Genomic DNA, 21417 nt, shown 5'->3' on the forward strand with positions numbered 1-21417 from the left:
TTTCCTCTGGTAACGGCCTCGCGGTGGGTATCGGCTCCTTGCACGCTAGGCCGAACGGGTGAAGATGAATTCGTCCGAACCGGCGGACGGGTTGTTCGCGTTGCGGGAAAGAAGGGGCAGGGGTAGTGCCCCTTCTGTCCGGTGATGATCTTGACCACGGGGGGTCGCTAGGGCGTGTCGCCGTAGCCGGGTTCTTCGCGGGGTTCGGGGAGCGGGCGGCGGGGTTCGCGCACCCCGCTGGGGTCACCGCCGCCGGCCACCCAGACGGTGACCGTGCCCCAGCGGTCCAGCCGGGTCCCGGCGGCGGGGAGCTGGGCGACGACCAAGCCGTTGAGAAGCGGATGGGGGCTGTCGGGGTCGGGTCCTTGCAGGGTCAAGCCCGCGTCGTGGCCCGACAGCCACGCGTCGAGCGCTTGCCTGCCCCGGAAGTCCGGCACGACCACTGGCCGCGGTTCGTCTGCCACTGCTCCTCACCCGTCGTCCAGGGTATCGGCGCGGGCAAGGCCCGGTTGACAAAGAACCCGCTCTTGTCAAACCAGCTTTACATCACCTACAGTTTCGTAAATCACTCGAGGAGGCGTGATGAGCGAAATGACCGGAACCGTCCCCGCCGGTTCGACCGAGCTGTGGCGTGACCGCAAGCGGTACCTGTGGCTGATCGGCCTGGTCGTGCCGTCCCTGGCGTTCCTCGCCATCGGGCTCCACGCGGCCACCGGCTGGAGCGGGTGGTTCTGGATCGGCCCGTTCGTGATCCTGGTGGTCGTCCCGGTCATCGACCTCGCCGCCGGGCTGGATCGGAGCAATCCGCCCGACGACGTCATCGAACGGCTCGAGCAGGACCGGTACTACCGCTGGATCACCTTCGCGTTCCTGCCGATCCAGTACGTCGGCTTCGTGGCCGCGTTCTGGCTGATCGCGCGCGGGGACTACAGCGTCGTCGACAAGATCGGCCTGGCCGTCTCCATCGGCTGCATCGGCGGGATCGGCATCAACACCGCGCACGAGCTGGGGCACAAGAAGGAGAGCCACGAGCGCTGGCTGTCGAAGATCGCGCTGGCGCAAAGCTTCTACGGCCACTTCTACATCGAGCACAACCGCGGCCACCACGTCCGCGTCGCGACGCCGGAGGACCCGGCGAGCAGCCGCCTCGGCGAGAGCTTCTACCGCTTCTGGCCGCGCACGGTCTTCGGTTCGCTGAAGTCGGCGTGGCGCCTGGAGCGCAAGCGCTACGCCCGCCGCGGCAAGCACCCGTTCCGCATCGGCAACGACGTCCTCAACGCCTGGCTGATGTCCGCGGTGCTGTGGGTGGCGATGATCGCGTGGCTCGGCGTGGGCATCCTGCCGTACCTGGTGATCCAGGCCGTCGTCGGGTTTTCGCTGCTGGAAGTCGTCAACTACATGGAGCACTACGGCATGCTGCGGCAGCGCGTCGGCGCGGCGGGGAAGCGGCGCTACGAGCGCGTGGATCCCAGCCACAGCTGGAACTCCAACAACATCGCCACCAACGTCCTGCTCTACCACCTGCAGCGGCACAGCGACCACCACGCCAACCCGACCCGCCGCTACCAGACCCTGCGCGACTTCGCCGAATCGCCGGTGCTGCCCACCGGGTACGCCGGGATGATCGTGCTGGCGCTGGTCCCGCCGGTGTGGCGCCGGGTGATGGACCCGCGGGTGCTCGCGCACTTCGACGGTGACGTCTCCCGCGCCAACATCCAGCCGTCGAAGCGCGAGAAGATCCTGGCCCGGTACGGAACCCGCGTCACGGCGGCCGAGCCCGCGGCCGCGGACACGCACGGCGACGCGACCGAAGGCGGGATGTGCCCGGGCTGCGGGTACGTCTACGACGAGAAGCTCGGCGACCCACGCGAAGGCTTCCCGGCCGGCACCCCGTGGTCGGCGATCCCGGACTCCTGGTGCTGCCCCGACTGCGGCGTCCGCGAAAAGGTCGACTTCGTCGCGCCGGGCCGGGTGGGTGCGTGATGCGGATCGAAGCGGACCGCGGCAAGTGCGACGGCCTGGGCATGTGCGAAGCGATGGCGCCCGACTTCTTCGAGGTCGGTGAGGACGGCACCGTCGTGGTGCTCGACGAGCGCCCCGGCGAGGAACACCGGCAGGACCTCGCCGCCGCCGTCGACGCCTGCCCCGTCCTGGCCTTGAAGCTGACATGACCCTCGTCGTCGTGGGCGCCTCGCTGGCCGGGCTGCGGGCCGTGGAAGCCGCGCGCCGCACCGGGTACCGCGGCCGGGTCGTGCTGGTCGGGGCCGAGGAGCACCTGCCCTACGACCGGCCGCCGCTGTCCAAGGCGTTCCTCGCCACCGGCGGCCCGGTCGCGGTCGAGCCGTTCCACTCCGAGGAGGTGCTCCGCGAAGTCCTCGGCGTCGAGCTGATGCTCGGTGCGCCGGCCGAGGGGCTCGACATCGGCGCGCGGGAAGTGACCGTCGCGGGCACGGCCGTGCGCTACGACGCCCTGGTCATCGCCACCGGGGCCACCGCCCGCACCTTGCCGGGCGCCCGCACCCTGCGCACGGCCGAGGACGCCGTCGCGGTGCGTGCCGCGCTCGACCGGGGCGCCCGGACCGTCGTGATCGGCGCCGGGTTCATCGGCTCGGAGGTCGCGTCCGCCGCCCGCGCCCGCGGCCTGCCGGTGACGATCGTGGAAGCCGCCGCCGTCCCGCTCGCCCGCGCGGTCGGGGAGACCGCCGGGGCCGCGCTGGCCGGCCTGCACCACGAGGCCGGCACGGAGCTGCGGCTCGGCACCGAGGTCACCGGCGTCACCGAAGACGGCGTGCACCTGGCCGGGGGCGAAGTCCTGCCTGCCGACCTCGTCGTCGCCGGCATCGGCGCCGTCCCGGCCACCGGCTGGCTCGAGGGCAGCGGGCTGGTCCTGCACGAGCGCGACCGCGGCGTGGTCTGCGACGCGACCCTGTCCGCCGGGGCGCCGGGCGTCTACGCGGCGGGCGACGTCGCGCACGTGGCGAACCCGCTGTTCGACGGCCACCTGCGGCTGGAGCACTGGACGAACGCGGCCGAGCAGGGTGCGGCCGCCGCTCGTCACGCGCTCGACCCGGCGTCGGCGCGGCCGCTCGAAGCCGTGCCGTACTTCTGGTCCGACTGGTACGGCCACCGGATCCAGTTCGTCGGGACGCCGGTGGCCGACGAGGTCGTGACCGCGGGGGACACCACGCTCTACCGCCGGGGCGACCGGCTGGTCGGCGCGCTGACCGTCGATCGCCCGCGCGAGATCATGAAGCACCGCAGGCGGATCGCTACGGGTGCAGCCTGGGCAGATGCGCTGGCCTTCGCGGGGACGGCCTAGAATGACGATCATGAGCGGGGCACCTCAGGCGCCGCCCGAAGGTGGTCAGCACCGGCGGCCGATCATCACCGCGGCGATCGAGCTGACCGCGCGGTCCGGCTGGCCGTCGGTCACCATGGCCCGGCTGGCCGAGGTCGTCGGCGTCAGCCGCCAGACCGTGTACAACGAGATCGGCTCCAAGGCCGCGCTGGCCGAAGCGATGGTCGCGCACGAACTCGACCGGTTCCTCACCGTCGTCGATGCCGCCTTCGAGCACCATCCGGACAACCTCATCGAGGCGTTCTACGAGGCCGTCCGCTCGGTGCTCGAACTCGCCGAGGACAACGTCCTGCTGCGGGCGATCGTCTCGGCGTCGCACGGCGCCGCCCCCGAGCTCCTCCCGCTGCTGACCACCGACGCGGGCGCGTTGCTCGCCCGCGCGAAGGTCGTGCTCGGCGCGCGCGTGCGGCCTTACCGGCTGCCGCTCACCGACGACCAGGTCGACGTCGTGATCGACCTGGTGGTGCGCGCGGTCCTCAGCCACGTCATGCAGCCGTCGGACACGCCGGCCCGCACGGCGGATTCGCTGGCGTGGGTGGCGACCCGCGTGCTCGGCCTGGAAGCCGTGCCGCCGCTGCGCCACACCTGACGCGTCAGCGGAGGCCGTGCCGGTCCAGCCACGCCGAGAGCTCGGCCGCGATCTCCTTGGGCCGGTCCTCCTGGGCGTGGTGCCCGGCCTCGCCGCACGCGACGACGTCCAGCGCGGCGATGTTCCCGGCGCACCACCGCGCCATCTCCTCGCCGATGAGCAGCGTCGGCGAGCCTTCGAACGTCAGGAGCAGCTTGGGGGTGCCGTCGCTGCCGGCCAGCCACCGGTCGTAGGCCTCGACGCGCTCGACGACCTCGGCCGGCTCCCCGCCGAGCGGCAGCTGGCGCGCCCAGGCGAGGACCGGGCGGCGGCTCTCCGGCGTGGGGAACGGCGCGAGGTAGACGGCCAGGTCGTCGTCGCCGACCGGGGTGCGGACGCCGCCGGTGAACGCCTGCCGGATGAACAGGTCCTGGGCCAGCACCAGGTCTTCGCCGGCGCCGGGCGTGCGGATCTTGCGGGATCGCTCGGCCGCCTGGGGTGTCAGGTCGGCCCAGGCCATCGGCTTCACGATGGTTTCGAAGAAGGCGAGCCCGCGGACCCGGCCGGGGTGGCGGGCCGCGAAGTCGAACGCGAGCGCGCCGCCCCAGTCGTGGCCGACGAGGACGACGTCGTCGAGCTCCAGTGCGTCGAACCAGGCGTCGAGGTACCGGGCGTGGTCGGCGAAGGTGTAGGCGAGGTCGGGCTTGGGCGAGCGGCCCATGCCGATGAGGTCGGGCGCGAGCAGCCGCCCGGCGCCGACGTGGGGGCGGACGTGGCGCCACCCGTGCGACGAGCCGGGGTTGCCGTGCAGGAAGACGATCGGGGTGCCGCTGCCGGTTTCTTCGTGGTGGAGGACGGGCATGGTCAGGCTCCTTCGAGCGGGGTGTCGAGCAGCAGGGTGAGTTCGCGGGTCAGCGCCGCGGTCCGATCGCCGCGGCGGCCGCCGAGCGGGGCCAGGAGCCGGTCGAGCAGCGCGCCGACGGTGGCGATCGCGGGCTCGACGACCTCGCGCCCGCGCTCGGTGAGGGCGAGCCGGATGGTCCGGGTGTCGTGGGGGTCGCGGGCGCGTTCGATCAGGCCGCCGGCGTCGAGGGTGCGCGCGAGCTTGGAGACGTAGAGGGCTTCGAGACCGGTGTGGTCGGCGAGTTCCCGCTGGCTCGGCGGCTCGGTGCGCTGGAGGTCGAGCAGCGAGGCGAGGAAGACGTACTGGGCGTGCGTCAGGCCGGCGGGGGCCAGCGCGCGGTCGACGGCCACCCGCCACTTCATGGAGAGGCGCCAGACCAGGTGTCCCGGAGTGCTCATGCCAGATACAGTACATGGCTATAGTAGCCATGGCTACTATCCGGCGAGCTCCCTGATCCGGGCCATCGCCGCGCGGACCTCGGTGAAGCCCGTGGTGAGCGGGCTCAGTCCGACGCGGATGCCGTCGGGACGGCGGAAGTCGATCAGCACGCCGTTCTCGATCAGCACCCGCGAAAGCCGCTCGGCGTCGGGGTGGCGGAGGGTGACGTGACCGCCGCGGCGGTCGTCGTCGCGGGGTGAGGCGACGGTGAACCCGAGCGGGACCAGCCACTCGTCGGCGAGCGCGAGCACCCACCGCCCCAGCGCCACGGCCTTGGCACGCACCCGGTCGATGCCCGCTTCGGCCAGCAGCGCGACGCCTTCCTGGACGCCCACCATGCCCAGCACCGGCGGCGTGCCGGACAGCGCCCGGCGGATCCCCGGCGCGGGGACGTACTCGGCCGCCATGCCGAAGGTGTCGGCCGCGCCCATCCAGCCGGTGATCGGCTGGCCGAAGTCCGCGTGGTGGCGGGCGTTGACGTAGAGGAACGCGGGCGCGCCGGGCCCGGCGTTGAGGAACTTGTACGTGCAGCCGACGGCGAAGTCGGCGCCCGCCGCGTCCAGCTCGACCGGGATCGAGCCGACGCTGTGGCAGAGGTCCCAGACGGTGAGGCCGCCGCGTTCGTGCACCAGCCGCGTGATGGCGGCCAGGTCGGCGATCGCGGCCGAGCGGTAGTCCACATGGGACAGCACGACCGCCGCGGTGTGCGGCCCGGTCACCGCCGCGACGTCTTCGGGCCGGACGTCGGCGGACTCGATCCACCGGACCGTGAGCCCGAGTTCGGCGGCGACGCTTTCGACGAGGAACCGGTCGGTCGGGAAGTTCGCGGTGTCCGTGACGATCTCGTCGCGCCCCGGCCGCAGCGCGACGGCCGCGCGGAGCGTCTTGTAGAGGCACACGGATGTCGAGTCGGCGACGATCGTCTGGCCCGGCGCGGCGCCGAGCGCGACGCGGCCGAGCTCGTCCCCGATCGCTTCGGGCAGCGCGAGCCAGCGTTCTTCCCACGACCGGATCAGCCGTCCGCCCCACTCTTCGGCAACCAGCTCCCGCAGCCGTTCCGCGGTGGCGCGCAGCGGACGGCCGAGCGAATTGCCGTCCAGGTAGGCGACGACACCGGGATCGGAGATCGGCACGAACCGGTCGCGGAAGGCGGCCAGTTCGTCCGCCGCGTCGAGGCGCGCGGCTTCCGCCGTCGTGGTCAGCGGTTCTTCTCCTTCACGCGCACGGTTTCCTTGCGCACCTCGGCCTGCGTGGCGCGTTCCCGCACCAGCCAGTCGGGGCTTTCCTCCTTCAGCGCGTCGATCTCGTCGGTGGTCAGGGCTTCGGTGATCCCGCCCCGCGTGAGGCCGCCGATGGAGACGCCGAGCTTCGCCGCGACGACCTGCCGCGGGTGCGGCCCGGTGCGGCGCAGCTCCCGCAGCCACTCGGGCGGGTCGGCCTGCAGCGCGTTCAGCTCGTCGCGCGAGACGACGCCCTCCTGGAACTCCGCGGGCGTGGCTTCGAGGTACACGCCCAGTTTCTTCGCCGCCGTCGCGGGCTTCATGGTCTGGGCGGTTTTGTGCGACGTCATGCCGTCCAGGGTAGCCAGCCGGGTGCCCGGTAACCTGACCCGGTGACCTCGTTCCGCCTCGCCTACGTTCCCGGCGCGACCCCCGCCAAGTGGGTGCGCACCTGGGGCGAGCGGATGCCGGAGGTGCCGTTGACCCTCCTTCCGGTCGCCGCGCCGGACGCGGCGGGCCTGCTGCGCGCGCGGGACGCGGACGCGGCGCTGCTGCGCTCGCCGATCGACCGCGACGGCCTGCACGCGATCCCGCTGTACACCGAGACGACGGTGGTCGTGGTGGCCAAGGACCACCTGATCGCGGCGGCGGACGAAGTGTCCACGGTGGACCTGGCGGACGAGGTCGTGCTGCACCCGCTGGACGACACGTTGGAGTGGTCTTCCCTGCCGGGCCGTCCGGCGGTGTCGCGCCCGGAGACGACGGCGGACGCGATCGAACTCGTGGCGGCCGGCGTCGGGGTGCTCGTCGTCCCGCAGTCACTGGCCCGGCTGCACCACCGCCGCGACCTGACCTACCGCCCGATCGGGGACGCGCCGCAGTCGAGCGTCGCGCTGTCGTGGCTGGAGGAGGAGACGACGGAGCTGATGGAGCAGTTCATCGGCATCGTCCGCGGCCGCACGGTCAACAGCACGCGTGGCCGCCCGCAGGCACCGGCTGCGGCTCCGGCGGAGCGCAAGCGCCCGGCCCGCAAACCGGCGCCCCCGAAGCCGGCCCGCCGGACCGGCGGCGGCTCGGGAAAGCGCCGCCGCCGGTCCTGAGCCGTCGCTACTGAGCCGCGTCAGGCGGTCGTGCAGACGCAGTTGCCGTCGGCGCGGTCGGCCAGGTCGGGGTCGTCGAACCAGTGGCCGTTTTCGCCGAGGTAGCGGAAGTGCAGCACCGTGCCCGGATCGACGTCGATCGACGCCGAACGGCGGCCGTTGGAGCGCGGGGTGAGGTGGTGGCGGCCGGGCGTCCAGTCGTTGAACGAACCCACGACGCTCACCCGTCCGGGCGGTGCGCCGACGGGGAGGCTGAAGGTGACGCGCTGGGTGCCGGCCCGGCTCTTGCTGATCTTGATCACTCGGTGGCGGCCTTTCGCGGAGGGTGGTCGGGAGGGCGTGCTCGGCACTGAGCGCCGACATGGTCGCACAGCTGTGACCGAACGGTCACCTGGAGTGCCCGATCCAGCGACGGCGCCGCTCATCGGGCCGCCACCGACCGGGTGGTCCTCGGGTGAACCATGATCATCTTGGGTTCACGGCGGTGTTCCGGTGGGAAACTGGCTGCCGTGACCGTCGTCGTCGATCGTCAAGTCAAGGACCCGTGTGCCTGGCTCAGTGCCGTCAGCCACGAGCTCGCCGTCGCGCCCCCGGCCGACACGCGGGCGGTGCTCCTGACGGTGTGGGACGGGCTGGCCGCCGCCCGGCTGGCCGGACTGCACGCGGCCGCGGCTTCGCCCCGCTGGCGAGCCCGGCAGCGCCACGCCGAATCCGTCGAGTTCGACCTCGCCCTGCAGCTGGCACGTGACTGCACCATCGCCACCGGCCTGGCCATCCCGGCCCGGCTGCCGCGAGCCGCCGTCGCCTGGCCGGAGGAAAGAGCCGACGCAGCGGTCGCGGCGATCGTGTCCTTCTGCGGCACGGCCGAAGCGGTCCTGCGCCAGGCGGGCGCGCTCACCCCGGTGTGGGAGGACAGCCTGCTCGGCCCGGTCGCACTGACGAGCTGGCTCGCGGACTGCTGGACGGGCCGCCACGCGGGCGGCGCGGCACTGCACTTGCCGGTGCCCCCGCCGCCCTGGTGGCGGTGATGGGCCGGCGCGCGGATTGCTGGGCCGGCCGGCAGGCGGGTGGCGCGGTGCCTCCGCCGCCCTGGTGGCGGTGGTGCGCTGGCTCGCGGATTGCTGGGCTGGCCGCCGCGCGGTGCCCCGCGACCGTGGTGGCCGTGAGAGGCCGGCTTGCGGTTGCTGGGTCGGCCGCCAGGCGGGGTGGCGCGGTGCCCCCGCCGCCGTGGTGGCGGTGAGGGGCCGGCTCGCGGTCTGCTGGACCAGCCGTCACGCAGGTGGCGCGGTGTGGTGCCGGTGACGTGTCCGTCAGGTGATGTCTGGGCCGGCGGCGGTGCGCCGGTGTGGTGGAGAGGAGGCCGGGGTGACCGAAGCGGCCCCGCTCAGAAGAATCCCCGATGCGGCGCGCGCGGCGATGCGGGCGGTCCTGCTGGCCGAGCTGACCGCCGCCCGGCGGCGTGCGCAAGCTGCGGGCTGTTCGCCGGAGGTGCTGACGCGGGTTTTCGAGGCCCGCCGGAGCCGGCTGGCCGAAGACGGCCGCGCCGCTCCGCCCAAATCGGCCTAGGTCGTGCCCGCCGAGCCCCGTCCCGATGTCTTGAATGACTCATTCAGGACGTCGGATGTCCTGAATGACTCATTCAAGACATCCGGCACCGAGCACGCCCGACCGCGGTCAGCGGCCCAGGATGGCCAGCACCGTGGCCACGATCCCGTCGCGCCGCTCCCGGTCGGCGAGCGCGCGCGCCAGCCAGTCGTCATGGACCGAGGTGCCCGCCGCGCCGAACAGCGCCCGGATCACCCCCGCGACGACCTCCTCCGCCGGGTCGCCCCGGGCCAGCCGGGTGTCGATCGCCGCCAGTGCCTGCTCGGCCAGCGCCACCAGCTGCGCGTCCTCGACCTCGTCGCGCCCGACCAGCTCCAGCGCCGGCAGTTCCGCCGCGTGGTCCGCCGGCATCGGGGCCACCGGCGCGCGCTTGTGGCCCAGTGGCCGTTCGACGTGCTCGGCGTACCACTTGGGGCGGGAGCGCATCGCCGTCAGCACCTTCCGCACTTCGCGGTCGATCGTGTCGCGGTCGGCCACCGGCTCGCCGGTCACCTCGGCGCGTCGCGCGGCCCAGGCGTCGAGCGGCCACAGTTCGGCGCCCGCCGTCGTCGGGACGCCGGCCCAGGTCAGGACCTGCACCGCCAGATCGCACAACCAGGTGTCGTGGCGGAGGGCTTCGCCCAGCCAGGACGGCAGGCGGGGCCGTTGCAGGGCCCCGATTTCGCCGCGCCGGCGCCGGTGGGCGTCGACCGTCGCCGGACTGAGGCGGGTGGCCAGCCAGCCTTCGAGGTTTTCGATCGGGTCGGTCGCGCGCCGCAGCGCGTGCTCGACGACCGCCTCGACGTCGTCGTGGAAGCGGTCGAGGCAGTCCGGGCGCAGCCACTCGAGGCCGCGGGCGCAGTCCGGGTGCCGTCGCCGCCGCTCCAGCGGCTTGGTGATCCGCGTGAACACCAGCGGCCACGCCACGCTGTAGACCGCGCCACGCAGCCGGGCGCGGACGCCGGGCGTCGCGTCCGCGGCCGAGCAGGCGAGCAGGCCGTCGCGGGCCAACCGGCGGACCCCCGCGACGTCGGTGCTGTCGAGCAACCCGTCCTCCCGATGTCGTCGACGGGAAAATGGTCGGACAACCGAAGAACCGGAAAAGGCCACGGCCGGGCCGAATCGCGGCGGAATCGGCCAGGAACTGGCCATCCCGGAATCACCTGATCGGCGCACGGCCTACGCCCGATCGCCCGGAAGTCCGCGTGTCACAATCGAAACCCCATGGCACAACAGGACGGTCTGCTCCGGGAACTCACCGCTTTGCGGCGTGGCTGGGGATTGGAAGCCGAACGCTTGCGAAGCCGCCTCGGGCCGCTCGTCTCGGGCTGGTGCGAAATCCACCGGACGACGAGCGACCGCGACGCGCGGCGAGTTCTGCGTGACGCGATTTCGGCCGCGATCGCGGATTTCCCGCCCGACGACCAGCTGGCGGTGAACGTCGCGCTCGGCATCGCCGGCGGCACGCAGCACGCCCGGCTCAGCGACCGGATCGGCATCCTCGCCGAGCGTCTCCGGATCTCCGAACGCACGGCGCGGCGCCGCATCGACCGGGCGTTCACCCGGCTCGCCGCGGAGATCCAGGCCGGTTCCCAGCCGGGCGACGGCGTGCCCGACCCGGACCGGGGCTGGTTCGTCAAGCGGCTCAAGGCGCTCGTGCGGCTGGACACGCCCGAACCGGAACTGATCGAGGAACGCGTGATCGTGGCGACCCAGGACGGGCTCCGCCGGATCTCCGCGCAGCTCACCGTGCCCCGCACCGACGACGACCTCGACGGCGAGCGGCAGGTGGCCGCCGACGCCCAGCACGGCGTCCGGATCAGCGACCGGAGCCGGGAGGGCCAGCGGCACTTCCGCTGGCTGCTCGACCTGCCGCGGCCGCTGTCCCGCGGCGACAGCCACACGTTCTCGCTGGTCCTGCGGGTCCGCGACGGCCGGCCGATCCGGTCGTCCTACACGTTCGTGCCGCTGGTGACGTGCGAGTCGTTCACGGTCCGGGTCCGCTTCGACCCGGACCGGCCGCCGCGGTCGGTGTGGCGCCTGGACCGGGTCGCGCCGTCGGTGCTCGCCGACCCGCCGCAGCCGGGCGCGCCGCTGGACCTCGACGGCGCCGGCGAGGTGGCGCAGGACTTCACGGCACCGCAGCTCGGGTACGCCTACGGGCTGCGCTGGCTCCCTGACTAGAAGTATTCCTTGACATGAATATTCTGCTATGTGAATACTTAGCGCCATGGACGGGATCGCAGCAGCACTCGGGGACGCCGCGCGGTGGCGCATCGTCGAACTCCTGGCCGAGCGCCCCCGCTCGGTCGGCGAGCTCGCCGAGCTGACCGGGCTGCGGCAACCGCAGACCACCAAGCACCTGCAGACCCTCGCCCGGGCCGGCCTCGTCGCCGTTTTCCCGCTGGGGCAGCGCCGCGTCTACGCCCTCGAGGCCGAGCCGCTCGCCGCCTTCGCGGGCCGGGTGCGGGAACTGGCCGAAGCCACCGCGGGCCACGCGGGCGAGCGGGACGTCGTCGCGCGCTACCGGGCGGCCATCGAGGCGGACTCCGCGCTCGCGGACGGGGACCGCTGGGCGGACGGGCGCGAATTCGCGTTCGACCGCCTGCTGGCCGTGCCGCGCGAGACCGTCTGGCGGCACTGGACCGAGCCGGACCTGCTGGCGTCCTGGTGGGTCCCGGCGCCGCTGACGATCACCGACTGCGTCCTCGAGCCGCGGCCGGGCGGGCGGGCGGTGGTCGCCTACCGCGACGCCGACGGCGAATACCGCTCCGAAGGGCGGGTCCAGGCCGCCGACGAGCCCGGGCGTCTGGTGTTCGACCTCGCCGTGCCGGGCCCGGCTTCGTTCACCGGCCACTACGACTTGACGCTCACCGAAGAACCCGAGGGCACCCGGCTGCGCCTCGGTCTGCGCATCACCGCGACGACCCGCGAGGCCGTCCCCTTCATCGCCGGCATCGAAACCGGCTGGGGTCAGGTCCTCGACAACCTCACCGCTGTACTCACCGAGAAGGGCTGAACCCCATGACCGACCGCACTGTGACCGCGAACCTGAGCCTGACCCTCGACGGCCGCTACCACGGCCCCGCCGGGCCCGCCGACATGGGCGCCATCGTCTCGTACGCGATGACCGACGTCGCACGCGCCCACCTCACCCGCATCTGGGAGGGGGCGACGACGGCGGTGCTCGGCCGCCGCAACGCCGAGGGCTTCCTCGGTTTCTGGCCGGCGGTGGCCGCGGACGAGAACGCCGACCCGCGCGACCGCGGCTACGCGAAGTGGCTGGTGGACGTGGAGAAGGTGGTCTTCTCGACCACGCTGACCGAGGCCCCGTGGGAGCGCACCCGCGTGGTGAACGCGCCGGCCGCGGACGTCGTCGCCGAGCTCAAGGCGGCGGGATCGGGCGAAATCCTGGTCAACAGCAGCGCGAGCGTCATCAAGGCGTTGCTCCAGGCGGACCTGCTCGACCGGCTGTACCTGATGATCTGCCCGGAAATCGCGGGCGGCGGGCCCCGGCTGTTCGACGACGGCCTGCCCGCGTCGAAGTGGCGCCTGACCCACCACGAAACGGGCGAGCTGGGGGAGACGGCGGTGGTCTACGACCGGCTGCGCTGACCAGTCCCGAGTGGACGGTCACCGACCGGGACCGGCACGCAAGGTGCCCCGCGTTGCGCGCCGGGGGTCCGGGGGTTGTCCCCCGGGAAGATACTCCGGGCGCCGGGAGCGATGCCGAAGGCGTCGCGAACAGGGCTCGCTGCCTCGTGGGGCGGGCGGGGCTCGAACCCGCGGCCAAGGGATTATGAGTCCCCTGCTCTAACCAACTGAGCTACCGCCCCCTGACCCCGGCACGCGGATTTGCATCCGCACAGAAGTCTCAGTTCGTTTCAAGTTATCACAGCGGCCATCCGGGCAGACCCGGTAGGCCAAACAGGTTGAAGTGACCGCCGACCGGGGCACGCTCGTCTAGGTTGCAAGGGCGTCACCGCTGAAGCCCACGGCGGGAGGGACCGATGGCCGGCGCCACCCCGCCCGACCGCCAAGCGTTCCGGCTGGCGCTGCTGGACGCGTTCACGGCGGGGGCGGGCCTGGGCTTCCTCGCACACCAGTACCGGGAGGAGCTCGTGGCGAACCCCGCGGTCATCGGCCTCGCGCTGCTCTTCCTGCTCGCACTCGGTTTCCTGATCCGCGCCGGCGCGCGAGCCCTGTCGCGGGCGAGCTCGCGCGTCGACGCGATCATGGCGGAGGAGTTGCGGGACAAGCCTTCGCCGCACCCCCGGTGACGGAAGTCGTTGCGGAGCAAGGCCAAGACCGCGGATTCCGCTCAGCGGGTCGAAGTCGGTGGGGTGAAAGTGAACGTAGGCACCGGGTCGGAGGGACCGTAAGCCGCGTAGGTGAACCAGATCTGGCCGAACGTCTTCGGCGCGGTCTGCGTGAACATCGCCCGCACCTGGAACGTGGTGGCCGTGTACGAGCCCTGCACCGTGTTGAGCATGAACGCGTTGAACGGCCCCGGCGTGTCGGCCGACACCACGACCGCCTCCGGCACCTTGCCGAGGCCGTGGGTGACCGTGCAGAAACCGCTTCCGTCCGTCACGCAGGTGGCTTGCGCCGCCTGCACGATCGGGGCCGGCGACGGGCCGACCGCGGCGGACGCGCCCGCGAAGGCCACCGCGCCCGCGGCGACGACGGCGGCGCCGCCCAGTGCGGCGAGTGCCGTCCGAACCTGAAGTGCCATGTGCATCCTCCCCTGGAAACGACTCCACCGAGATCGTTCCGCCGCTCGCCGCCGTTACGGCCGACTGTCCACTGTGCTCAGCTCGACGGGGTCCAGCCGGACCCGGGTGCCGCCGGGCGTACGTGCGGTGCCCCATCAGCGGGGCCGCGGGAACTCATCGGTCAGGCGGGCACCAGTTCCCGCTCCGCCGCCGCGGCGTAGCGGCGGGCCAGCGTCGCGCAGACGATCAGCTGGATCTGGTGGAACAGCATCAGCGGCAGCACGATCAGCCCCACCTGCGCGTGCCCGAACAGCACCGTCGCCATCGGCAGGCCGCTCGCCAGGCTCTTCTTCGACCCGCAGAACACGATGGTGATCCGGTCCGCGCGCGCGAAGCCCAGCAGGCGGGCGCCCCAGCCGGTCGCGGCCAGCACGATCGCCAGCAGCACGCCGCACACCGCCACGAGCACCAGCAGGTGGCCCAGGTCGAGCCGGTGCCAGATGCCTTCGGTCATGCCCGCGCTGAACGCCGTGTAGACCACCAGCAGGATCGAACCGCGGTCGACCACCTTCAGCGGCGCCGCGTGGCTCCGGATCCAGCCGCCGATCCAGCGCCGCGCCAGCTGGCCGGCCACGAACGGCGCGAGCAGCTGCAGCACGATCCCGAGCACGGCCGACCCGTCGACGCCGGCGCCGTCGCCCGCGAGCAGCAGCGCCACCAGCACCGGCGTGAGCACGATTCCGGCCAGGTTGGACAGCGACGCGCTGCAGATCGCCGCCGCGACGTTGCCGCGGGCGATCGAGGTGAACGCGATCGAGGACTGCACGGTCGAGGGCAGCACGGCGAGGAACAGCACCCCGGCGGCCAGCTGGGCGGGCAGCACCGACGACGGCAACGCGAACAACGCGAGGCCGAGCAGCGGGAACAGCACGAACGTCGCGCCGAGCACGACCGCGTGGAGCCGCCAGTGCCGCAGCCCGTCGAGGGCTTCCTGCGTGGACAAGCGGGCGCCGTACAAGAAGAACAGCACCCCGACGGCGATCGAGGTGGCGGTGCCGAAGCCGGCGGCCACCGCGCCCGAAGCGGGCAGCAGGGTGGCGACCCCGACGGTGGCGAGGATGGCGAGGACGAACGGGTCGAGACGCAACCGGGACATGGATCTCCTTCCACGGCCATTGTCGGCGCGCCCTCGTTCATTGTGAACCCCGATGACCGAACTGACTGTCATCGCGGATCGCGATAAAGTGACCCCGTGCTGGACCCCCGCCTGTGCCGTTCCTTCCTCGCCGTCGCCGAGACGCGCAGCTTCACCGCGGCCGCGCGGCGGCTGGGCGTCGGCCAGCCGACCGTCAGCCAGCACGTCCGGCGGCTCGAGCGCGACTCCGGCGGGCTGCTGTTCGCCCGCGACACCCACACCGTCGAACTCACCGCGCGCGGGCAGGCGATGCTGGGGTTCGCGCAGACGATCGTCGACACCGAAGAACGCGCGGAGCGGCACTTCCGCGGCGCCGAACTGCGCGGGCGCGTCCGCTTGGGCGTATCGGAGGACTTCGCGCTCGGCGAGCTGCCGGAGATCCTGCACCGGCTGCGCCGCAGTCACCCGCTGGTCGACGTCGAGCTGACGGTCGAGCTCTCGGACGTCCTGGCGCAGCGGCTGCGTGCCGGGCAGCTGGACCTGGTGCTGGGCAAGCGCCGCCCGGGCGCGCACCACGGGCGGCTGCTCTGGCGGGAGCCGCTGGTCTGGATCGGCTCGGCGGCCACGGTGCTGGAGCCGGGCCAGCCGGTGCCGCTGGTGCAGTACCCGATGCCGTCGATCACGCGGCAGCTGGCGGTGGAGTGCCTCGAACGCGCCGGCCTCGAGTGGCGCGCGGCGTGCCAGACGTCGAGCTTGACCGGCCTGCGCGCCGCGGCGGCGGCCGGGCTCGGCGTCACCCTGCACGCGCGCAGCCTGGTCCCGGCCGACCTCATCGAGCTCGACGGCCTGCCCGAACCCGGCGACATCGAGTTCATGCTGCTGGCGAGGGAGTCGATGGCCGGCCCCGCGGCGGCGCTGGCGGAGTTCGTGCTGGAGCGGGTGCGGCGCTGAGTCAGTCCTCGTCGCCCAGGAGTCTTCGGAGGCGGCCGAGCGCGCGGTGCTGGGCGACGCGGACCGCGCCGGGGGTCGAGCCGACCGCGGCGGCCGTCTCCTCCGCCGACAGCCCGACCACGATGCGCAGCACGACGATTTCGCGCTGCTTCGGCGGGAGCACGTCCAGCAGCCGGGCCAGCCGCTCGTTCAGCTCGAACCGCAGCGCCCGCTGCTCGGGGCCGACGGCTTCGCTGACGCCGTCCGGGAGCTCGGGCACCGGGTCCGTGCGGTTGCGCGCCGCGGCGCGGTGGGCGTCGGCGACCTTGTGCTGGGCGATGCCGTAGACGAACGCGAGGAACGGCCGGCCCTGGTCGCGGTAGGACGGCAGCGCGGTGAGCACGGCGAGGCACACCTCCTGCGCGACGTCGTCGGCCGACGCGAACGAGCGCTCGTGGCGGCCGACGCGGGCCCGGCAGTAGCGCACCACCAGCGGGCGGATGGTGGCGAGCAGCCGGGCGGTCGCGGCGCCGTCGCCGGCGATCGCGTCCGCGACCGGCTCGTCGTGCCGGCGCCAGTGCGCGGGGAACGCGTCGCCGGGCTGCGCCGCGGCGATCTCCCGGACCAGCACCCGGCTGTGCACCCGCAGCAGGGTGCCCTCCACGTCGAGGCCGGCCCGCAGCGAGTCGTGCAGCGCGGTGTTGGACTCCCGCAGCAGCTCGGTGATCGCCCGATCCCCGTACTCGGTTGCCGGCATGGTGCTCACCTTTCCCTGTCCCGCTGGTCACCGGGTCGGGCGACCCGGAGTCGCCGGAGGCGCTCCCGCACGTGGCGGAGGGTGGACCGGACGGTCGCGGGCGCGATCCGCAGCGCGTCCGCGATCTGCGCCGGGGTGAACCCGTCGAGGGACCACGCCAGGACCATCCGCTGCCGGCCGGGCAGGGCCGCGAGCAGGTCGATCAGCTCGCCGTGCTGGCCGACCAGCACGGCGAGCTCGTCGTCGGCCCGCGGGTCACCCGCCAGCGTCCAGTCCGGCCGGGCCTCGCCGGCACCGTCGAGCAGCCGCCCGGCGACCCGGCGGACCCACGCCCGCGGGTCGTCGAGGGTCGGCCACGCCTCCAGGGCGTGCACCATCGCCTCGGCGGCCGCGTCCCGCGCGGTCTCGACCTCGAACCCGGCCTTGCAGAGGAACGCCACCAGCGGCGCGAAGTCGGCGCGGAAGAACGCGTCGAAATCGTCGTGACTCCCCACCGGCCCCTCACCACCCCTCGCCTCCACAAGGACAGGTGCGCCGAGGTGACCGCTACGTGTAACGATCCGATCAAGACTGCTCGGTAGGAGTAATGGATTGGTTCTCCTGATGACACGCCGTGACGAGTGACGGCGGACTTCCCGGGTACTCGGCCCCGATGATCGAGCGAGGCAAGGTCCGGGACCCGCCGGCGGCGGACCGGCCAGGACGCGAAGCCGCGAACGGCGGATTCCGGCCGTCGGCGGCGGTGCCGTGGCCGGTGGGCGCGGTCGCCCGGAGTCTCGGCCCGGGCGGTCGCGGCGGGGCCGGAAAGCCTTGCGGGGCGCGGAGAAGCCCGGAGCCGGCCGCGCCGGCGAGACCGGTCGCCGTCCGGTGCGCCGGGGCCCGGTCTCGCCGATCGGGTGACGTGATCGACATCGAGATCCCGGGAAGAAAGGCGTAGTCTCTTGTGTTGCAGTCTTGGTTGCCCGGAGGGTGAGCCGGGGACCGAAGCCAAAACCCCTTGACCGAGGCGGGTACGCTCGCGCGTCCGCCGCGTTCAAGTCGGTTGACGCGCGATGACAATGGGAAACAGAAGAACAAGGGAGGTGAACGAAGGAAATGGAAGCCACGATGACGGGCTGGGCGGAACTCGCGGCCTGCAAGGACGAGGACCCGGAACTGTTCTTCCCGATCTCCGCGGTAGGCCCCGGCGCCCGGCAGACAGCGCAGGCCAAGGCCGTGTGCGCACGCTGCCCGGTGCGCGCCGAATGCCTGCGCTACGCGCTCGACAACGGGCTGGACCACGGTGTTTTCGGCGGGACCACCGCCGAGGACCGACGCCGGCTGGCGCGCCCCGCGCCGCAGCGGCACCGAGTGGCCTGACCGCCGCCCGGTGACCTCTTCCCGGCGGCCAAGAGCAATGAAACCGAATCCGGAAGAAAATCGGATCCGGGAGTGTGCGCGCCCGGGCGGGTGATTCCTGTGCGAATCACCCGCCCGGGCATTTTCACGCCCGTACTCGGTCGCTTATTCGCTTCGCACGGTATTGCCGTCAGCGCGACCCGTACCCATCGTGCGCAGTTGGCCACGCTTCGGGCAGGCCCCAGGCAGCGGCCGGCACCGACTCGAACGCGGCCATCGCCGTGATCAGCCCGGCTTCGACCGTCAGCAGGCTGACCCCGAACCACCCGAAGCCGTCTTCGCCCGGCCGTCGCAGGTAGGTCGCCACGGCGGGCTGGCGGTTGGCGCGGACCGGCCGCATCCGGAACCGCCCGACGCAGTGCGGCGACGCCGGGTCCATGGACAGCGACAGTGCCCGGATGATCGACGCGCGACCGTCGAACCACAGCGTGTACGGCGGCATGATCGCCTGCGCGTCTTCGCGCAGCAGCCGCGCGACCGCCGCGGGGTCGCCGTCCTCGTACGCGGCGATGAACCGCTTGAGCAGCGCGGTTTCCTCGGCCGTCGGGTCGCCGACCGTCCACTCGGCACGGCGCGCGGGCAGTCGCTCACGCAACGTCGTCCTGGCCCGCTGGAGCGCGCTGTTCGCCGAAGCCACGCTCGTCTCCAGCGCCGCCGCCGTCTCCTTCGCGGGCCAGCCGAGCACGTCGCGCAGAACGAGCGCCGCCCGCTGCCGGGGCGGCAGGTACTGGAGGGCGGCGAGGTAGGCGAGCTCGATGGTTTCGCGGTCCACGACGGCGTCGTCCGGCGCGGCCCCGTCGAGCAGCCGGTCCGGGTAGGGCTCCAGCCACGGCAGGTCCGCGGCCTCGATCGGGCCGACCGGCTCCCCGGCCGGGCCGAGCTGGTCGGGCAGCACCCGCCGGGGACGGCGGGCCAGGACGTCGAGGCACGCGTTCGTCGCGATCCGGTAGAGCCAGGTGCGCACGCTCGCCCGGCCTTCGAAGCCGTCGCGGGCCTTCCACGCCCGCAGGAACGTCTCCTGCGCCAGGTCTTCGGCGTCGCTCAGCGAGCCGAGCATCCGGTAGCAGTGCACCTGGATCTCCCGGCGGTGCCGTTCTACGAGCGTCTCGAAGTCCGGAGCGTGACCCACCCCGGCACGCTAGCGCACCCAGGCTGCCAGACTGCTGCCGTGAGCGGAACGGTTCTGGTGCTTGGCGGACGTAGCGAAATCGGGCTGGCCCTGGCGAAACGCCTGGTCAGCGGGGACACCCGGCGGTTCGTGCTGGCCGCGCGGCCGGGCGCGGACCTGACCGCGGAGGTCGCCGCTCTGCGGGAGGCCGGTGCCGAGACCGTCGAGACCGCGGACTTCGACGCCGACGACCTCGCCGCGCACGGCCCGTTCCTGGCGAAGGTGGCCGCGGAGCACGGGCCACTGGAGACGGTGGTGCTCGCCTTCGGCATCCTCGGCGACCAGACCCGCGCGGAGACGGACGCGGCCCACGCCGCGGCGGTCGTGCACACCGACTACGTCGCCCAGGTCGGCGTGCTGACCCACGCCGCGAACCTGCTGCGCGAACAGGGCCACGGGAACCTGGTGGTGTTCTCGTCGGTGGCCGGGATCCGCGTGCGCCGCGCGAACTACGTGTACGGCTCGGCGAAGGCCGGTCTCGATGGCTTCGCGAGCGGCCTCGCGGACGCCCTGCACGGCTCCGGCGTCCACCTGCTGCTGGTCCGCCCGGGCTTCGTGATCGGCCGCATGACCGACGGCATGGCCCAGGCCCCGTTCTCGAGCACCCCGGACCAGGTGGCGGCCGCGACGGCGGCGGCGTTGCGCCGGCGGCGCGGGGTCGTGTGGGTGCCGGGCGTGCTCCGCCCGGTGTTCTTCGCGATGCGCCTCCTGCCGCGCGCGATCTGGCGCCGGATGCCCCGCTGATCCGGCCGCTGTGGTCAGCGCCACAGCACTTCCCCGTGCGCGTTCCGGCACGGTCCGTCGCGAAAATCGGCCGATCGGCTCGAACCGGCTCGGCCGATCGGGCAGCGTCACGACCTTCCTACAATTTTCTCAGCTGATTCCCAGCTAACCCGGTGATCCTCGACGGAGGGGTTCAACCAGAGGGAAGCAAGGGGAAGTGTCGTGCTGCTGTCGTCCCGGGGGCGCCGGATCGGTGGGCGCGTGGCCATCGGCGTCGTGTCGACGGTGGTGCTCGCCGTCACCGGGTACGCGTGGACGCAGCTGAGCAAGCTGGACGACGGCATCGTCACCGCGGACGTCATCCCGCCGTCGGCGCAGGTCGACGGCGAGGACGCCGTGCCCGGCGAACCGCTCAAGGTGGCCCAGAACATCCTGCTCGTCGGGATCGACGCGCGCACCGACACCTACGGCAACCCGTTGCCGCAGAACGTGCTCGACGCCTTGCACGCGGGGAGCGGGGACGACGGCGGGGACACCACCGACACGATGATCGTCGTGCACATCCCGGCGGGCGGCGCCGCGGCCACCGCGATCTCCATCCCGCGCGACTCCTATGTGGACATCGCGGGCGGGTACGGCAAGCACAAGATCAACTCCGCGTACAGCCGCGGCAAGAACGCCTCGATGTCCGGGTTGCGCGCGGAAGGGCTTTCCGGCGCGCAGCTGGAGGTCGCGGCGAACGCGGCGGGCGCGAAGACGGCGATCCAGACCGTGGAGAAGTTCACCGGGCTGACGATCAACCACTACGCGGCGATCAACCTCGCCGGGTTCGACGCGCTGTCGCAGGCGGTCGGCGGCGTCGAGGTCTGCCTCAAGGAGCCGGTGCACGACACCTACTCGGGCGCGAACTTCGCGGCCGGGCCGCAGACGCTGTCCGGCGCGCAGGCGCTCGCGTTCGTCCGGCAGCGCCACGGCCTGACCAACGGCGACCTCGACCGGATCGCGCGGCAGCAGGCGTTCCTGTCCGGAATGGCCAAGAAGGTACTGAACGCGGGCACTTTCACCGACGTCTCGAAGCTGAACTCGCTGGTCAGCGCGGTGCAGGGCGCGGTGGTGCTGGACAAGGGCTGGGACGTCCTGAGCTTCGCGCAGCAGCTGCGGGGGATGACGTCGGGCGCGATCGCGTTCGCCACCATCCCGGTGCAGAGCCTGTCGCTGCAGACGCCGTCCGACGGCGACGCGGTGAAGGTCGACCCGGCGCAGGTGCAGCAGTTCGTGCGCACGGCGATCAGCACGCCCGCGGTGCAGGCCTCGGGCGACGACACGACCGGCGGCGTCAAGCCGGTCGCGGCGACTACCACCGGGACCCCGGACAGCAAGCAGCCGGCGACCAGTGCGGCCGCCGGCTGCGTGAACTGA

The 21417-nt window shown here is 72.8% G+C and carries 27 protein-coding genes and 1 tRNA gene; 15 read left to right on the forward strand and 13 right to left on the reverse strand.

The features are described from left to right. Positions 1-167: 167 nt before the first annotated feature. A complete protein-coding gene (locus tag SD460_RS20130) occupies positions 168-464 on the reverse strand; it encodes a PASTA domain-containing protein (protein ID WP_290056120.1) in 297 nt (98 codons plus the stop codon). A 118-nt stretch (positions 465-582) separates the two neighbouring features. Between SD460_RS20130 and SD460_RS20135 the strand changes: the two genes are divergently transcribed. The 4 genes from SD460_RS20135 to SD460_RS20150 are packed head-to-tail and all read left to right on the forward strand — an operon-like array spanning position 583 to position 3947. Then, positions 583-1983 (forward strand): fatty acid desaturase, encoded by a 1401-nt coding sequence (locus SD460_RS20135; protein ID WP_290056121.1) that lies wholly within the window; start codon positions 583-585, stop codon positions 1981-1983. After that, positions 1983-2171, forward strand: a complete 189-nt coding sequence (locus tag SD460_RS20140; RefSeq protein ID WP_290056122.1) for a ferredoxin — start codon at positions 1983-1985, stop codon at positions 2169-2171. Before SD460_RS20135 ends, SD460_RS20140 begins: the two co-directional genes overlap by 1 nt. After that, positions 2168-3319, forward strand: coding sequence for an NAD(P)/FAD-dependent oxidoreductase (locus SD460_RS20145; protein ID WP_290056123.1), 1152 nt, complete (start codon positions 2168-2170; stop codon positions 3317-3319). The genes SD460_RS20140 and SD460_RS20145 overlap by 4 nt, the downstream gene beginning before the upstream one ends. Position 3320: 1 nt before the next feature. Next, entirely contained in the window at positions 3321-3947 is a 627-nt protein-coding gene (locus SD460_RS20150) for a TetR/AcrR family transcriptional regulator (RefSeq protein ID WP_290056124.1), read from the forward strand. A 4-nt stretch (positions 3948-3951) separates the two neighbouring features. On the opposite strand, the gene SD460_RS20155 is transcribed toward SD460_RS20150, so the two are convergent. From SD460_RS20155 to SD460_RS20170, 4 genes are read right to left on the reverse strand one after another with little or no spacing between them, the layout of a single operon-like run. After that, positions 3952-4788 carry a haloalkane dehalogenase gene (locus tag SD460_RS20155; protein WP_290056125.1) on the reverse strand — a complete coding sequence of 279 codons (837 nt, stop codon included), beginning with the start codon at positions 4786-4788 and terminating at the stop codon, positions 3952-3954. Between the two features lie 2 nt (positions 4789-4790). Beyond that, a complete protein-coding gene (locus tag SD460_RS20160) occupies positions 4791-5228 on the reverse strand; it encodes a MarR family winged helix-turn-helix transcriptional regulator (protein ID WP_290056126.1) in 438 nt (145 codons plus the stop codon). Positions 5229-5264: 36 nt separating this feature from the next. After that, positions 5265-6470, reverse strand: coding sequence for a kynureninase (locus tag SD460_RS20165; RefSeq protein WP_290056137.1), 1206 nt, complete (start codon positions 6468-6470; stop codon positions 5265-5267). After that, positions 6467-6838, reverse strand: coding sequence for a DUF5997 family protein (locus SD460_RS20170; protein ID WP_290056127.1), 372 nt, complete (start codon positions 6836-6838; stop codon positions 6467-6469). Before SD460_RS20170 ends, SD460_RS20165 begins: the two co-directional genes overlap by 4 nt. 42 nt (positions 6839-6880) lie before the next feature. Between SD460_RS20170 and SD460_RS20175 the strand changes: the two genes are divergently transcribed. Next, positions 6881-7588, forward strand: coding sequence for a substrate-binding domain-containing protein (locus SD460_RS20175; RefSeq protein WP_318306505.1), 708 nt, complete (start codon positions 6881-6883; stop codon positions 7586-7588). A 20-nt stretch (positions 7589-7608) separates the two neighbouring features. On the opposite strand, the gene SD460_RS20180 is transcribed toward SD460_RS20175, so the two are convergent. Beyond that, positions 7609-7890: an early set domain-containing protein gene (locus tag SD460_RS20180; protein WP_290056129.1), complete on the reverse strand. Its 282-nt coding sequence runs from the start codon at positions 7888-7890 to the stop codon at positions 7609-7611. 207 nt (positions 7891-8097) lie between these two features. Between SD460_RS20180 and SD460_RS20185 the strand changes: the two genes are divergently transcribed. Next, entirely contained in the window at positions 8098-8616 is a 519-nt protein-coding gene (locus tag SD460_RS20185) for a hypothetical protein (RefSeq protein WP_290056130.1), read from the forward strand. Between the two features lie 337 nt (positions 8617-8953). Further along, positions 8954-9154 carry a hypothetical protein gene (locus SD460_RS20190; protein ID WP_290056131.1) on the forward strand — a complete coding sequence of 67 codons (201 nt, stop codon included), beginning with the start codon at positions 8954-8956 and terminating at the stop codon, positions 9152-9154. Between the two features lie 108 nt (positions 9155-9262). Here the strand turns inward: SD460_RS20190 and SD460_RS20195 are convergent, their stop codons facing one another. Further along, complete coding sequence (locus tag SD460_RS20195; RefSeq protein ID WP_290056132.1) at positions 9263-10219, reverse strand: hypothetical protein; 957 nt, start codon at positions 10217-10219, stop codon at positions 9263-9265. A gap of 177 nt (positions 10220-10396) precedes the next feature. Between SD460_RS20195 and SD460_RS20200 the strand changes: the two genes are divergently transcribed. The 3 genes from SD460_RS20200 to SD460_RS20210 are packed head-to-tail and all read left to right on the forward strand — an operon-like array spanning position 10397 to position 12787. Beyond that, positions 10397-11356: a hypothetical protein gene (locus tag SD460_RS20200; RefSeq protein WP_290056133.1), complete on the forward strand. Its 960-nt coding sequence runs from the start codon at positions 10397-10399 to the stop codon at positions 11354-11356. 46 nt (positions 11357-11402) lie between these two features. Next, positions 11403-12191, forward strand: coding sequence for a metalloregulator ArsR/SmtB family transcription factor (locus SD460_RS20205; protein WP_290056134.1), 789 nt, complete (start codon positions 11403-11405; stop codon positions 12189-12191). Positions 12192-12196: 5 nt separating this feature from the next. Beyond that, positions 12197-12787 (forward strand): dihydrofolate reductase family protein, encoded by a 591-nt coding sequence (locus tag SD460_RS20210; RefSeq protein ID WP_290056135.1) that lies wholly within the window; start codon positions 12197-12199, stop codon positions 12785-12787. 147 nt (positions 12788-12934) lie between these two features. Here the strand turns inward: SD460_RS20210 and SD460_RS20215 are convergent. Further along, positions 12935-13008 (reverse strand) — tRNA-Ile (locus SD460_RS20215). A gap of 174 nt (positions 13009-13182) precedes the next feature. On the opposite strand from SD460_RS20215, the gene SD460_RS20220 reads away from it, so the two are divergent. Then, the gene (locus SD460_RS20220) at positions 13183-13452 is read left to right on the forward strand and encodes a hypothetical protein (RefSeq protein ID WP_290056136.1); all 270 of its coding nucleotides are present in this window, start codon (positions 13183-13185) and stop codon (positions 13450-13452) included. A 41-nt stretch (positions 13453-13493) separates the two neighbouring features. On the opposite strand, the gene SD460_RS20225 is transcribed toward SD460_RS20220, so the two are convergent. Together SD460_RS20225 and SD460_RS20230 are read right to left on the reverse strand one after the other, a co-directional pair. After that, complete coding sequence (locus SD460_RS20225) at positions 13494-13907, reverse strand: hypothetical protein (protein ID WP_318306506.1); 414 nt, start codon at positions 13905-13907, stop codon at positions 13494-13496. 161 nt (positions 13908-14068) lie between these two features. Continuing rightward, positions 14069-15043, reverse strand: a complete 975-nt coding sequence (locus SD460_RS20230) for a bile acid:sodium symporter family protein (protein ID WP_290063046.1) — start codon at positions 15041-15043, stop codon at positions 14069-14071. A gap of 96 nt (positions 15044-15139) precedes the next feature. On the opposite strand from SD460_RS20230, the gene SD460_RS20235 reads away from it, so the two are divergent. Then, a complete protein-coding gene (locus SD460_RS20235; RefSeq protein ID WP_290063045.1) occupies positions 15140-15973 on the forward strand; it encodes a LysR family transcriptional regulator in 834 nt (277 codons plus the stop codon). 1 nt (position 15974) lies between these two features. Here SD460_RS20235 and shbA read toward each other — a convergent pair whose 3' ends face one another. Both shbA and SD460_RS20245 read right to left on the reverse strand, forming a co-directional pair. After that, positions 15975-16568, reverse strand: a complete 594-nt coding sequence (shbA, locus tag SD460_RS20240; RefSeq protein ID WP_318306576.1) for an RNA polymerase sigma factor ShbA — start codon at positions 16566-16568, stop codon at positions 15975-15977. A 146-nt stretch (positions 16569-16714) separates the two neighbouring features. Beyond that, entirely contained in the window at positions 16715-17203 is a 489-nt protein-coding gene (locus tag SD460_RS20245; RefSeq protein ID WP_290058216.1) for an RNA polymerase sigma factor, read from the reverse strand. 601 nt (positions 17204-17804) lie between these two features. Between SD460_RS20245 and SD460_RS20250 the strand changes: the two genes are divergently transcribed. Beyond that, a complete protein-coding gene (locus tag SD460_RS20250; protein ID WP_290058217.1) occupies positions 17805-18068 on the forward strand; it encodes a WhiB family transcriptional regulator in 264 nt (87 codons plus the stop codon). A 169-nt stretch (positions 18069-18237) separates the two neighbouring features. On the opposite strand, the gene SD460_RS20255 is transcribed toward SD460_RS20250, so the two are convergent. Next, the gene (locus SD460_RS20255; protein WP_290058218.1) at positions 18238-19236 is read right to left on the reverse strand and encodes an RNA polymerase subunit sigma-70; all 999 of its coding nucleotides are present in this window, start codon (positions 19234-19236) and stop codon (positions 18238-18240) included. Positions 19237-19275: 39 nt separating this feature from the next. Between SD460_RS20255 and dprE2 the strand changes: the two genes are divergently transcribed. Both dprE2 and SD460_RS20265 read left to right on the forward strand, forming a co-directional pair. Further along, complete coding sequence (dprE2, locus tag SD460_RS20260) at positions 19276-20019, forward strand: decaprenylphospho-beta-D-erythro-pentofuranosid-2-ulose 2-reductase (RefSeq protein ID WP_318306507.1); 744 nt, start codon at positions 19276-19278, stop codon at positions 20017-20019. A gap of 201 nt (positions 20020-20220) precedes the next feature. Then, positions 20221-21417: an LCP family protein gene (locus SD460_RS20265; protein WP_290058220.1), complete on the forward strand. Its 1197-nt coding sequence runs from the start codon at positions 20221-20223 to the stop codon at positions 21415-21417.

It is taken from the genome of Amycolatopsis solani (assembly GCF_033441515.1).
Taxonomy (GTDB): Bacteria; Actinomycetota; Actinomycetes; order Mycobacteriales; family Pseudonocardiaceae; genus Amycolatopsis; species Amycolatopsis solani.

Excerpts from the sequence above, each read along its gene's own strand:
- SD460_RS20210 (WP_290056135.1), top strand. The coding sequence starts at position 12,197 with ATGACCGACCGCACTGTGACCGCGAACCTGAGCCTGACCCTCGACGGC.
- SD460_RS20170 (WP_290056127.1), bottom strand. The coding sequence starts at position 6,838 with ATGACGTCGCACAAAACCGCCCAGACCATGAAGCCCGCGACGGCGGCG.
- SD460_RS20145 (WP_290056123.1), top strand. The coding sequence starts at position 2,168 with ATGACCCTCGTCGTCGTGGGCGCCTCGCTGGCCGGGCTGCGGGCCGTG.
- SD460_RS20135 (WP_290056121.1), top strand. The coding sequence starts at position 583 with ATGAGCGAAATGACCGGAACCGTCCCCGCCGGTTCGACCGAGCTGTGG.
- SD460_RS20205 (WP_290056134.1), top strand. The coding sequence starts at position 11,403 with ATGGACGGGATCGCAGCAGCACTCGGGGACGCCGCGCGGTGGCGCATC.
- SD460_RS20160 (WP_290056126.1), bottom strand. The coding sequence starts at position 5,228 with ATGAGCACTCCGGGACACCTGGTCTGGCGCCTCTCCATGAAGTGGCGG.
- SD460_RS20250 (WP_290058217.1), top strand. The coding sequence starts at position 17,805 with ATGGAAGCCACGATGACGGGCTGGGCGGAACTCGCGGCCTGCAAGGAC.
- SD460_RS20200 (WP_290056133.1), top strand. The coding sequence starts at position 10,397 with ATGGCACAACAGGACGGTCTGCTCCGGGAACTCACCGCTTTGCGGCGT.
- SD460_RS20150 (WP_290056124.1), top strand. The coding sequence starts at position 3,321 with ATGACGATCATGAGCGGGGCACCTCAGGCGCCGCCCGAAGGTGGTCAG.
- SD460_RS20140 (WP_290056122.1), top strand. The coding sequence starts at position 1,983 with ATGCGGATCGAAGCGGACCGCGGCAAGTGCGACGGCCTGGGCATGTGC.
- SD460_RS20225 (WP_318306506.1), bottom strand. The coding sequence starts at position 13,907 with ATGGCACTTCAGGTTCGGACGGCACTCGCCGCACTGGGCGGCGCCGCC.
- SD460_RS20220 (WP_290056136.1), top strand. The coding sequence starts at position 13,183 with ATGGCCGGCGCCACCCCGCCCGACCGCCAAGCGTTCCGGCTGGCGCTG.
- SD460_RS20155 (WP_290056125.1), bottom strand. The coding sequence starts at position 4,788 with ATGCCCGTCCTCCACCACGAAGAAACCGGCAGCGGCACCCCGATCGTC.
- SD460_RS20230 (WP_290063046.1), bottom strand. The coding sequence starts at position 15,043 with ATGTCCCGGTTGCGTCTCGACCCGTTCGTCCTCGCCATCCTCGCCACC.